Source organism: Chitinophagales bacterium, from assembly GCA_040877935.1.
Lineage (GTDB): Bacteria > Bacteroidota > Bacteroidia > Chitinophagales > CAIOSU01 > JBBDNB01.
Genome location: JBBDNB010000026.1, coordinates 1 through 13,072 on the forward strand (window position 1 = coordinate 1; position 13,072 = coordinate 13,072).

A 13,072-nucleotide genomic window follows, 5' to 3' on the forward strand; every position below is an offset into this window, starting at 1 on the left:
CCTATTGCGTTTTAGTGAATTTCTGAGCTCTTAAATAATTATCGAACTCAGGTTAAAAGCATTTAATCAATTGGTTTTGCGTAAATTTAAAATTGCTTATTACAATGTGCAATTTTGCTATAATTCATTCAAACAATTACAGAAAAAATAGCCAAGTCGGGTTAAGATGAGAGATATTTTCGATAAAATTAAATCACTGCTCAAAAGTTCAAAGGAATCCGGAAAACCCTTTGTCCATGAAATGATTGAGCGCAGTAATAAGGAAACAGAGGCCCATATTGCCTGGGCTGAAAGTCCGCGCAAAGAGCTTTTGTTCAGCAATATAAAAGCTTTTCTGGAAAACCCTGAAGCAGATTATTCCAATTTCCAGAGCTTTCAAAACGAGCGGAGCTATACTTTTGTGTTCTATTTTGAAGGCAGCGGCATGGAAAAAACAGAAATGCAGTATTATTTTGACCACTTAAAAGAGCGGGTTTTAGAGTTAGAGTACAACTTGTACATGTCAGACAGGAAAATAAAAGCCGAACCCGGAAATGTGGTAAAAACCATTGAACGGCATTATCTGAAACCGCTAAGAAAACAAAAGCACCATAGCGATAAGGCAGAGCAACAGTATGGAAATATTGCCATTGAACATCACCTGCGCGATGATGTCCCTGAATTTGTAAAACTGAATGCTAGCTATTACCAGGATCATTTGTACAAGGATGTAAAAGCTTTTCCTGAGCTGCTGAAGCTTATTTTTAAATAAAACTGTTTTCCATTAACTTTAATAGTTCAAAACCAAGCAATATGTCAACTGAAAAAAAATACAAAAGCCTAAAGGAATTTTATCCCTATTACCTTACAGAACACCAGGACAAAACATGCCGCAGGCTGCATTTTACCGGCACATTTCTTCTGCTTGCTGTGCTGGTTTTAACCATTGTATTGCAAAAATGGTGGTTGTTTGCCACCATTCCCGTTTTGGGCTACGGCTTTGCCTGGGCCGGCCATTTTTTCTTTGAAAAAAACAAACCCGCCACATTTCAATATCCATTCTACAGCCTAGCTTCGGACTTTATTATGTTTTACCACATCCTCACCGGACAGATTGACGAAAAACTGAAATACGCCAGAAAAACGATTTTGGGTGTGGAGTAAGGTTTTGATTTAAATAGATTTCCACTTGCGATATGCGAGCGGCAGCAAAGATTTAATTTATAACAAATCCACTCCCACAGGAGGCTGACCAGGTTTCTGCTCGTGTCTCGCGAGCGATAGCACCCCCAAAAAAACACCCCCTTTCAAACCTTTTTAAAGAAACCGCTATCTTCGAAAAAAAAATAGATATGCGGTTTATCAATTTTTTACTCGTATTTTTTCTCGCTTTTCAATGCCTTGCATTGCCACAGGAGCAAGACACGCTTTCCAATGGAAGCCAGCCGCTCCTGGCTGATGAGCTGAAAGAAGATTATGAATTCAGTTTAAAGTCGCCCTATCATACGGTTTATTCCCATCTGTATTTTCTGCAGCAGGATAATTTCAAGCCTGAAGTAGCTGGAGGTGTTTTTAATATTGAAAACAAAAAATATGCGGCAGAACTTGCTAAAAAATTAAAACAGATTTTAGATGGTGAAGGGCTTTATGTGGATATGAAATTATTACCACGCGACCCTGATTATACAGATAATGAATTAGGATTGCACCGCTATATTTTATTTCCAGCCTTCCCTCAAATTTATGTAGAAAAACAAGGCGACAATTGGTATTATTCGCGAAGAACGGCTGCCAGTATAGAAAAAACGCACTCTAATATTTACCCGCTCGGTGCTGATTTTTTAATGAATTTATTTCCTCAGTACAGTCAGAAAGAATTCATAGGGCTTCAGCTTTGGCAATATATTGGAATGTTTGGGCTGATTTTGTTCAGTTTTGTTTTTCACAAATTTCTCACACTTCTACTGGATTTACTGATTAAAAGAATTCTTAATAGATATACCAAAATTCGGGAAGATGCCATTCAAGCCATTCATGAAATATCCAAGCCGCTGAGCTTGTTTTGGGTTTTTTCGCTGGCACATTTTTTAGAACCAGCACTTCAGATTCCGGTAGAAATCAACAAGTATATTATGATGGTGCTAAGGGTATTACCACCTGTTTTTGCTATAGTTGCAGCTTATAAAGTGGTTGATTTAATAGATATATATCTTACTGAAATAACCAAACGCACTGAAAACACGCTGGACGATCAACTGGTGCCGCTTGTGCGCAAATCACTGAAAGTGCTGGTAATTATTGTCGGTGTACTTATCGTTTTGCAAAACCTGAATTTTAATATTACAGCACTGCTTGCCGGTATTTCCATTGGTGGTCTGGCATTTGCCCTCGCTGCACAGGATACGATTAAAAACTTTTTTGGCTCCCTGATGATCTTTATTGACAAGCCATTCCAGGTAGGCGACTGGATTAATTTTACTGGGGTAGATGGCACAGTAGAAGAAGTGGGCTTTCGCTCTACCCGTGTGCGCACTTTTGCCAATTCACTGGTATCGGTTCCCAATGGCCGTATTTCAGATATGACGGTAGATAATTTTGGTTTGAGGCGCTACAGAAGATTTAGCACAACAATTGCCATCACTTATGACACACCACCCGATATGATAGAAGCCTATGTAAAAGGACTGCGCGAAATTATAGCACAGCACCCCAAAACATGGAAAGGTTTTTATGAAGTACAGCTCAACGGTATGGGCTCACATTCGCTTGATATTTTATTTTATACATTTTTTGATGTGCTTACCTGGTCGGAAGAAATAAAAGCCCGGCATGAATTGCTGATCTCTATTATAAAACTGGCAGAAACATTGAGGATTCGCTTTGCATTCCCCACACAAACGCTGCATATGGAAGAATTTCCGGAAAAGAAAAGCCTGACACCCAAATACGAGGAAAGCCCCGATGAGATCAATAAACGTGTGGCCGCATTTTTAAAGGAAAATGAAAAGCTGCGGAAAGCAGATGATAAATGAGGTGGGGGTTTTAAAGAAGATAAACATGTTGATTCTCGGGCAAATTAACCCTCTCAAACTTTCGCACAGCACAAGTTTGCATAAAATACATTTGTTTTGATCAAACAACAGAATAATAGATATCCCACCTTTATTTAGCTATTTCTGCATAAATCCTTTTATTTTCAGCCTTTATTTGCGCATTAAAATATAGCTATGAAGCTCGTAGAAGTGACAAATGACCAGCAATCGAAAGAATTCCTGGATGTTTCTGAAAAAATATACAAAGATGATCCCAACTGGATTCGCCCATTGGACAATGATATCAATCAAATATTTAACCCTAAGAAAAATAAGTTTTTTAAACACGGATCGCTCAGCCGTTGGTTATTAAAAAATGACCAGGGAGAAAACATCGGTCGTGTAGCGGCATTTATCAATGAAAGCAATGCCAATAAATTTGACCAACCTACAGGGGGAATGGGCTTTTTCGAATGCATTAATGACAGGGAAGCGGCATTTATGCTTTTTGACAAATGTAAGGAATGGCTCGAAGAACACGGTATGGAAGCAATGGACGGCCCTGTAAATTTTGGCGAGCGACACCAATGGTGGGGCTTGCTGATAGAAGGCTTTACAGAGCCCTGTTATGGCATGAACTACCATGCGGAATACTACAAATCTCTTTTCGAGGCTTATGGATTTCAAATCTATTTCAAACAGTATTCCTACGGTATGAAGGTGAATGCTCCGCGCCCGAAAATATATTACGAACGTGCTAAAAAAGTGCTGGAAGACCCCAATTACAGCTTTAAACATGCCGATCTCAATGATCTGGAAAAATACACCGAAGATTTTAGGCACGTTTACAACAATGCTTTCGGTGGACGAGAAGGCGTGAAACCCATGACTAAAAAACAGGCCAAAAACCTGATCAATACCCTAAAACCCGTTTTGGTGGACTACCTGCTTTGGTTGGGCTATTACAAAGACGATCCCATTGCCATGTTTTTTATGATGCCGGAATTGAACCAATATTTTAAGCATGTGAATGGTAAAATGAACTGGCTGGGCAAATTGAAATTTGTTTGGCACAGATGGCGCAAAACCAATAGAAAAATGTATGGCTTTTTGTTTGGCGTAGTTCCTGAGCATCAGAGAAAAGGCGTGGAAGGCGGAATCATTATTGCGGCTAATGAAGTGGTAGTGCCCAAAAAACGCTGGGATGATCTGGAGCTGATCTGGATTGGAGATTTCAATCCAAAAATGATGCGCATAGCAGAACACCTCGGTGCAGAAATTGTAAAAACCCATGCTACATTCCGCAAACTCTTTGATCCAAACAAGCCCTTCAAGCGCAAGCCGATAGAGGATTAGGGTTTTGGTTGGTTAGTTGGATTTTTCACCATTTATCAGATGGTTCTATACCGTCTAGATTGTTTTAGACAAGAAGCTTTAAATCATTAGTATTTGTTTTAAGCTACTAGCAAACAAAACTTCGACAAGCAAGCAGTTCATTTCGTCCATTTCTAATCTATATCTTTACAAAAAATCATTATTCCCCAATGAACTATGTAGAAGTGATTTTACCTTTTGCCCTTGATGGGACTTTTACATACGGTATCCCGCAGCATTTATTGGGTAAAGTAACACTTGGCCACCGGGTATTGGTGCAGTTCGGAAAAAAACGCATCTACACAGGCATAGTAGCTGAATTGCAGGCAGAGAAAAAAGGCGATTTTAAGGTCAAGCCGCTATTGGCAATTTTAGATGAGCAGGCAATCATTCCGGAAAAACTGCTCTATTTCTGGCATTGGATGCACAAATACTATATGTGCCCCATTGGTGATGTAATGCGCGCTGCATTGCCCTCTGCATTTAAGCTTAGCAGCGAAAGTGTGTTTTCGCTCACCGATAAATTCGAAGTAGATAAATTCAAGCTCAGCAATACGGAGTTTCAAATCTGCGAAATGCTTTTGGAAAAAAAAGTGCTTGCTCTCAGTGAACTGGAAAGCAAAACCGGCATAAAAAACCTGTGGCAGCCCTTGCAAAATCTCCTAAAACGCGATTTGATTAAAACCGGGGAAAGTGTTCAGGAAAAATACAAACCCAAAATTGAAAAGCGTATAAAATTAGACGAAACCTATGATGAGGAAAGTCTCAGTGAACTCTTAAATCACCTGGAAAAAAGGGCACACAAACAGGCGGAATTACTCAATCTTATACTTCATAAATCAGAAAAAGATTTTGCGCAGCAGGACTTGTTAAAAGAAGCTGATGCAACATTATCGTCTTTAAGAAGCCTTGAGAAAAAAGGGGTAATTGAGATTTTTGAAAAAAAAATTGATCGCCTGGCACTTTTTGAGGGTACGAGTTTTGAGCCCGAATCACATCCCTTCTCTGAGGCGCAACAACTGGCTTTTGAACAAATAAACACAGCCTGGAAAAACCATCAAGTTTGTTTGTTGCACGGCATTACCGGTAGCGGCAAAACCCATATTTACATAGAGCTGATTGCAGAAATGCTGAAAGCCGACAAACAGGTTTTGTATCTATTGCCGGAAATTGCCCTGACAACCCAAATTATCAAAAAGCTGCAAAGTGTTTTTGGCAATAAGGTCGGTGTTTATCACTCGGGGTTCAATGATGCAGAAAGGGTAGAAATTTGGCAAAAAGTACAGAACAGCGAATACAAGGTAATATTGGCTGCACGCTCCGGTCTTTTTCTGCCTTTCACCGAACTCGGACTCGTTATTGTTGATGAAGAACACGACAGTTCCTACAAACAGTTTGACCCTGCTCCGCGCTATCAGGCCAGGGATGCTGCCATTTATCTTGCAGGGATACATCAGGCCAAGGTATTGCTCGGTACAGCAACACCTTCTCTTGAATCTTATGAAAATGCCCTGAACGGGAAATTCGCTTATATAGAATTAAAAGTGCGTTTTGGTGAAGGGCAACTCCCCGAAATTAAAGTCCTGGATTTAAAACGCTTGTACAAGCGCAAAGAAATGACCTCCTATTTTTCCAACTATCTGCTGGAGCAAATTGAGCAAAGACTAGAACGCAAAGAACAGGTCATTTTATTTCAAAATAAAAGAGGCTACGCTCCCTATGTGCGCTTTAAGGAATCGAATGAAGTGCCGATGTGCCCCAATTGCGATGTCTCACTGACCTATCATCGCCTGAATGCCGATTTGCGCTGCCACTATTGCGGATTTAAAGCTACAGTGGAACAAATTTGCAAACGCTATGACGCCAATGATATGCAGGTCGTGAATTTCGGGACAGAACAAGTAGAAGACGAAATGCGCAAACGCTTTCCAACAGCCCGTGTTGAGCGCCTCGATCTGGACAATACAAGGCGCAAAAATGCGCATGCAGAGATCATCCGAAAATTTGAACAGGGAGAAACAGATATCCTGGTCGGGACACAGATGGTTACCAAAGGCCTGGATTTTGATGCAGTGGCCTTAGTTGCAGTTTTGCAGGCAGATCATTTGCTGAAATTGCCGGATTTTCGTTCTGCCGAGAGAGCTTTCCAACTAATGGAACAGGTCAGCGGGCGTGCAGGTAGGAGAAACAAAGATGGCCGGGTGATTATTCAAACCACTATGCCTGATCATTTTGTAATCCAAACATTGATAAGCCGGGGAACAAAGGCTTTTTACAAAACCGAATTGCAGCAGCGCAAAGTTTTTTACTATCCGCCTTATTACCGCCTGATTAAAATCGGTTTGAAACACAAGAAAAGCCCTGTATTGTGGCAGGCAGCCAATGCCTTAGATCAAATATTGCGCCCACGCTTAAAAGGCCATTTGTTAGGCCCCGCTCCACCGATGGTGGGACGGATCAAAAACCAATACCTCGCTGATTTTTTGCTGAAAGCACCAAAAGACCCCGCGACAATGGCCGCCAACAAAAGGGTTTTGATTGCTGCTTCCAATCACCTGCAAAAACAGAAAAACTTCGCATCGCTGAATATCTATTTTGATGTGGATCCTTGATGATTGAACGACAAGTATTTTTTTGGAATTCCCAATTTTAAGGCCTTCGCATAACATGTTCATTATCAAGTGATAGAAAAACAGATAATATTAACCTAACGAAAATACCATGTTGAATAAACCTTCTTAACAATTTCTTAACAGTATGGTGTATTTAACTTAACCTATGCCTAACTATTTCATAATACTTTTGCGCAAACCATTTACGGAATAGATGAACCTGTATAAAATTATTCCCTGTGTTTTCTGCCTGTTTCTCGTTTTCAATTCTAATCTAACAGGACAGCCAAATCAGGAAGCAGCCGAAGGCAAAGTAAAATCGGAAAAAGAAAAAAAGCCTTTTTTTAAAAAGGAATGGTTTCAGAGAATAAACATCCGGGGCTATGCGCAGGCGCGCTACAATAGGCTGTTGGAAACCAATGACCAATTAAAATGTGACCAATGTGATAAATCCTGGGGCGAAGATGGCGGTTTTTTTATGCGCAGGATTCGGGTGATCTTTTTCGGTCAGATTTCAACGCGCGTTTATTTTTACATACAACCTGATTTTGCCAGCACAGACAATCCCAATGTTTTGAATTTTGTGCAACTCCGCGATGCTTATTTTGATATTGGAATTGACAAACACAATCAATTCAGGTTTAGGATTGGACAGAGCAAGGTTCCCTTTGGATTTGAAAATATGCAATCGAGTCAAAACCGATTGCCCTTGGATAGAAATGATGGCTTGAACAGTGCTCTGGCCAATGAGCGCGATATCGGGATATTCTTTTACTGGGCACCAAAAAAAATCCGTGAACTGTATTCCACATTGAATCCTGCTGGGCTGAAAGGAAGTGGCGATTACGGGGTATTTGGCTTGGGTGTTTTCAATGGGCAAACGGCCAATAGGCCCGAACTCAACAAAAACAAACACATCGTGGCCAGATTGTCTTATCCATTTGAAGTACGCAAACAAATAATTGAACCTGGAATACAAGCCTATACCGGTGAATATGAATTGCGCGAAGATCAATTGAGCGAAGGTGTGAAGGTAAAAGACGACAGAAACTATACTGATCAGAGAGTTGCTGCTACATTTGTACTTTACCCAAAACCATTTGGAATTCAGGCAGAGTACAATATCGGACGAGGCCCTGAATTTAACCCCGCTACAGATTCTATTGAGTTGAAAAGTTTAACTGGAGGATATATTACGCTCAACTACAAAATAGGTATTAAGAAACAATTGCTCTATCCATTTATGCGCCTGCAATATTACGAAGGCGGCAAAAAACACGAAAGGGATGCGCGCAAGCACAAAGTAAATGAACTTGAAATTGGCGTGGAATGGCTGCCCATCAAGAATTTTGAATTGGTAGTAATGTACACCATTTCCTCCAGAAGATTTGAAGACTACCAAAACCCGGATAATTTCCAGAAAGGCAGATTGCTGAGACTACAGGCGCAGGTTAATTTTTAATATTTTTAAATGTAGGGGCACACGGCCGTGCGCCCCTACATTTAAAAATTCAAAGAGCTGAATTCATTTCAGCACACATCATGCTTTCTCCTTATAAAAAAACCGAATCAAAACGGGGATTAAATAAAGATCGGCAATAACAGCACTGGCCAGGGTTAAGCTGGTCAATAAGCCCACTTTAAAAGTACCGGAAAGTTTGGAGGTGCAAAGAATCAAAAATCCGGCAAAAAGCACAATGGTGGTGAGAATGATGGCTTTCCCCGAAATCAAAAGTGTGCGGTGGATACTGCTGTCAACACTCGAACCTTTTAGGCGCTCCAGTTTATAGCGGCTCAAAAAGTGAATGGTATCATCCACTGCAATGCCAAAGGAAATGGTGAAAATAATGGAACTGGTGGCATCCAAAGCAATGCCCGTAAAACCCAAAAATGCCCCGGTGGCCAATAAAGGAAGCATATTGGGAACGAGCGAAATAAAAACCATTTTCCAGCTTTTGAAAAGTATGGTCATGAGCAGACTCACCACTAAAAAGGCGAGGAACAATCCCTTGAAAAGGCTTTCTACCAAGTATTTGTGATTGTTGTCAAAGAGCAGGGAACTTCCCGTAATCCTGAAATCCAGAATATTGGTATTGATGTTAGCATCCCTCCATTTTTGCAATTGCTCAATTAAATCTTCTGCATTTCCAGAGCCAATATCCGGCATTTTAGCGGTCAATCTTCCTCTTTTGAAATCATTGGTCAAAATGCGGTTGAAGGAATTTTCAGGTGCTTTTTCCAATTCGCGCAAGCTTATGTCCAGTGCTTTTTGATTTTCGGGAATTTCATAGGCTTCAATTTTATTGCTTTTTCTTGCCCGCTGAATGCCCCTGAAAATATCATTGGGTGAAAAAATGGAATGAAAAGTCGTGTCCTTTCTCAGGTGTTCTTCCAATTTTTCCACTTCATTTAGGACTTCAATATCCCTGAAAGAATAACCTTCCTTTGGCATCAGGGCTATTTCAAAAGGGCGAAAGCCACCAAATATTTCCTCGAAATATTCATAGTCAAAAGTGATTTTTTGATCCTGTGGCAAATCGTTTTTCAGCTTGCCCTGCGGGTTGATATTGCTCGTTCCATAAATAAAAACCAGAATCAAAACCAGCGCGGCACCCATTATTTTTGTGCCTCCGTTTTTGCATTGCCTGTGAATGGCATTCAAAAGCGGATCCAATTTCCCCAAAATATTTTTATTGGAAATAATGGCTTTGGAATCAAAGAGCATTAAAGCTGCCGGCAAGAGCAGGATAGAAACAATATAAGCCAGAAAAACGCCATAAGCGGCAGTTAATCCAAAATGCCTGATGGGTTCTATTTTAGAACTGAGCAGCGAAAGAAAACCAATGGAAGTGGTAACAGAGGTAAGAAAAGTAGCCATCCCGATTTCACTAATGGTCTTTTTCAATGCCAGCTCTTTTTGCATGCCGAGCTTCAATTCATCTATGTATTTTGATAAAATATGGATGACATCGCTCATGCCCACTATCAGCATTAGAATGGGAAAAAGTGCGCTGATGAAATCCATGCGAATGCCGAAATAGCCCAGCGAGCCGAGGAAAATAACCAAGGCCACTCCTACAATCAAAACGGAGATAATGACCGGAACCGGTTTGCGAAAAACCAGCCAAAGCACAATGAGCACAATGACCAAGGCAAGCGAGGTATAAAGCAGCATTTCACGCAATTGGAAACGCACAAATTCTGTCTGGATCGTTGCCCGGCCGATGGTGTGGTAATTTTCAAATGGACTTTTTTCCAGTGTTTCCACCACAAAATCATGCAGTATTTCGGCACTGTCCTGACTGATGGGGTAAATGGTTTTCAAGATCATGAGAAAACTCTTGCCCTCCTGAGCCACCAAGCGTCCATTCAGCAAGGGATCCTGCATCATTTTAATGCTGTCCTGCTCATATCTTTGCGGTTCATCGATATGTATGCTGGGAACTGTTAAATAGCCAAAAGGAGATTTTACGGGCAACTTAATGCTGGTAGGCGATATGCCCTCAAGGATAAGTGGGTGCGCTATCAGGCTGTCTTGTAATTGCTGAAAAGCCTTTAGTTTTTCCTGTTTAAAAAAGCCGTTTTTTTCCTCAATACCAATAATGTAATTATTGTCATCTGGTTCGAATTGGGTCTTAAAATCGTTGTAAAATTCCAGGTCCGGATCTCCCTGTGGGAAAAGGCTTTCAAAATCATAAATGATTTGAATGTCCTTGCTAAAGTAGAGGCTGAAAAGAAACAGTGCTACAAAAAGAGCAATGACAAATTTATGCGCACGCAGAAAAAGATTCATTTAAGGAATTTGATTGTAAAGGTCGGGTATTTCTTTTGTTCTTAATTTATGAACGTGAGGATAACGCTAATTAAACTTATCTTGTTTATTGGAATGCACATACTATATTTAATAATACATGTTGTTTCCATTTGACATTTTCCATCCCACATCCCAAAGCTTAATTGCTTTTAGCTATATTTGTAAAATGCAGCAATATCTAGATCTTTTACAGCATATTTTGGACAATGGAAATGTCAAGGAAGACCGAACCGGAACGGGAACCATCAGTTGTTTTGGTTATCAAATGCGTTTTGATCTTTCCGAGGGATTTCCAGTTTTGACCACAAAAAAATTACACCTGAGGAGTATTATCCACGAGCTGCTGTGGTTTTTGCAGGGCGATACCAATATCAAATACCTCAAGGAAAACAAGGTGCGTATTTGGGATGAATGGGCAGATGAAAATGGCGACTTGGGTCCCGTTTATGGGCATCAATGGCGCTCTTGGCCCACGCCAGATGGCGGTCAAATTGATCAGATCAGTCAGTTGATTGATGGCTTGAAAAACAATCCCGATTCGCGCAGGCATATTGTGAGTGCTTGGAATGTAGCAGATGTGGGCAATATGGCTTTGCCGCCTTGTCATTGCTTGTTTCAGTTTTATGTGGCAGATGGAAAATTATCTTGTCAACTGTACCAAAGAAGTGCCGATACTTTTCTGGGTGTACCTTTTAATATTGCCTCCTATGCGCTGCTCACCACGATGGTGGCACAGGTCTGTGATTTGGAGCCAGGGGAGTTCATCCACAGTTTTGGCGATGTGCATTTGTACCGCAATCATTTGGAACAGGCGCAATTGCAACTGACAAGAGAACCGCGCCCTCTTCCACAAATGAAAATCAATCCGGAAGTGAAGGATATTTTTGCTTTTACCATAGATGATTTCCAATTGGAAAATTACGACCCGCATCCGCATATCAAAGCCCAAGTTTCCGTATGAAAATATCAAGTATAGCGGCAGTATCGGAAAACAATGCCATTGGCAAGGACAATGACCTGATGTGGCATTTGCCCGATGACCTGAAATTCTTCAAAAAACACACGCTTGGTCACCCGGTGATAATGGGCAGGAAAACCTATGATTCCATGGGTAAACCATTGCCCAAAAGAAGCAATATTGTTTTGACCCGCAATGAAAATTTCAAAGCTGAAGGTATTGAGATTTTTCACGATATCAAAGCAGCTATTGATTTTGCCAAAACCCTCGATCAGGAGGAGGTTTTCATTATTGGCGGAGCTAAAATCTACGAACAGGCCATGCCTTTTGTTGATAGGATTTATCTCACCCGTGTGCATGGCCATTTTGATGGAGAAGTGTTTTTTCCCGAATTAAATAAGGACGAATGGAAAATCAGCTCACAGGAGTATCATCCTGCCGATGAAAAACATGCCCTGCCTTTCACTTTTTTTATTTTAGAGCGAGCAGGCAAACAGAACCTCTGATTGCTATGGCTTCCTGTTCCCAATATCTATTCTGTGCAAATGCGGTACCAGTACACCCACGGCAGCACCCACCAAATAGCCGGTAATGATATCGGTAAGGAAATGCTTGCCTGCCGTATAGCGCAATACACCCGTAGCCAGGGGAACGGCTGCTGCCGAACTCCAGACAAGTGGTTTCCATTTTGAATTGGGGTAATAATCCGCATAGACTTTGGCCATAAAAAATGCATTGCTTGCCGTAGAAGAAGTATGGCCGGAAAAGAAAGAACTGCGGGCGTCTTTTTTCTGCTTTTTGTGGAGCGGGGCATCTGAATTATAAGTAAATGGGCGATTGCGTTTTACCAGCTCTTTTGTCAAAAAGGTAAGCCCTGCACTCAACATAGCCGTTTCAGCATAAATGGCAGTCAGTTTCCAACCATCCCTGCGCATATTGTTATCTGCCAAGAGTGTCAGTGGTGCAGCATAACTGGCAATCATCAATACATCACTGGCCAATGCCGAACCTGTGGACCAATTCCTGGTAGCATGACGATCAATTCCCCAAATATCGCTTTTGTTGAGCTGGCGAATTTGGGCTTCTGTAAGCGTTTCTTTGTTTTTGGCCAGAAAAAAACCTGTGAGTGCTGTCCCCAACCCAACTGCCGGAATAGTGATTTCTGTTGAAAGCCGATACTTGTAGGGGCCTTGTGCTTGAAGGCTTTGAAAAGAAAAAAACAGGATTAATAAAGCAAGAAGGAATGAAAAATACCGCATTAGCTGAAGTTTTGATGTGCAATATCTGAATAAAATTAGAAAAC

At 41.0% G+C, this 13,072-nt stretch carries 10 protein-coding genes; 8 read left to right on the top strand and 2 right to left on the bottom strand.

The window, feature by feature from the left end:
- Positions 1–166: 166 nt before the first annotated feature.
- From WD048_06305 to WD048_06330, 6 genes are all read left to right on the top strand, one after another.
- The gene (locus WD048_06305; GenBank protein MEX0811809.1) at positions 167–751 is read left to right on the top strand and encodes a hypothetical protein; all 585 of its coding nucleotides are present in this window, start codon (positions 167–169) and stop codon (positions 749–751) included.
- Positions 752–792: 41 nt separating this feature from the next.
- Positions 793–1,143, top strand: a complete 351-nt coding sequence (locus tag WD048_06310) for a DUF962 domain-containing protein (protein ID MEX0811810.1) — start codon at positions 793–795, stop codon at positions 1,141–1,143.
- A 188-nt stretch (positions 1,144–1,331) separates the two neighbouring features.
- Positions 1,332–3,011 (top strand): mechanosensitive ion channel family protein, encoded by a 1,680-nt coding sequence (locus WD048_06315; protein ID MEX0811811.1) that lies wholly within the window; start codon positions 1,332–1,334, stop codon positions 3,009–3,011.
- Between the two features lie 195 nt (positions 3,012–3,206).
- A complete protein-coding gene (locus WD048_06320) occupies positions 3,207–4,367 on the top strand; it encodes a hypothetical protein (protein MEX0811812.1) in 1,161 nt (386 codons plus the stop codon).
- 188 nt (positions 4,368–4,555) lie between these two features.
- Positions 4,556–6,997 carry a primosomal protein N' gene (gene priA, locus WD048_06325; protein ID MEX0811813.1) on the top strand — a complete coding sequence of 814 codons (2,442 nt, stop codon included), beginning with the start codon at positions 4,556–4,558 and terminating at the stop codon, positions 6,995–6,997.
- 214 nt (positions 6,998–7,211) lie between these two features.
- Entirely contained in the window at positions 7,212–8,459 is a 1,248-nt protein-coding gene (locus WD048_06330; protein ID MEX0811814.1) for a porin, read from the top strand.
- Positions 8,460–8,537: 78 nt separating this feature from the next.
- Here WD048_06330 and WD048_06335 read toward each other — a convergent pair whose 3' ends face one another.
- Positions 8,538–10,790, bottom strand: a complete 2,253-nt coding sequence (locus WD048_06335) for an MMPL family transporter (protein MEX0811815.1) — start codon at positions 10,788–10,790, stop codon at positions 8,538–8,540.
- Between the two features lie 187 nt (positions 10,791–10,977).
- Between WD048_06335 and WD048_06340 the strand changes: the two genes are divergently transcribed.
- Together WD048_06340 and WD048_06345 are read left to right on the top strand one after the other, a co-directional pair.
- Positions 10,978–11,772, top strand: a complete 795-nt coding sequence (locus WD048_06340; protein ID MEX0811816.1) for a thymidylate synthase — start codon at positions 10,978–10,980, stop codon at positions 11,770–11,772.
- Positions 11,769–12,275 (top strand): dihydrofolate reductase, encoded by a 507-nt coding sequence (locus tag WD048_06345; GenBank protein MEX0811817.1) that lies wholly within the window; start codon positions 11,769–11,771, stop codon positions 12,273–12,275. Before WD048_06340 ends, WD048_06345 begins: the two co-directional genes overlap by 4 nt.
- Before the next feature lie 3 nt (positions 12,276–12,278).
- Here the strand turns inward: WD048_06345 and WD048_06350 are convergent, their stop codons facing one another.
- On the bottom strand, positions 12,279–13,028 hold the full coding sequence (locus WD048_06350; protein MEX0811818.1) for a phosphatase PAP2 family protein: 750 nt from the start codon (positions 13,026–13,028) through the stop codon (positions 12,279–12,281).
- Positions 13,029–13,072: the final 44 nt, after the last annotated feature.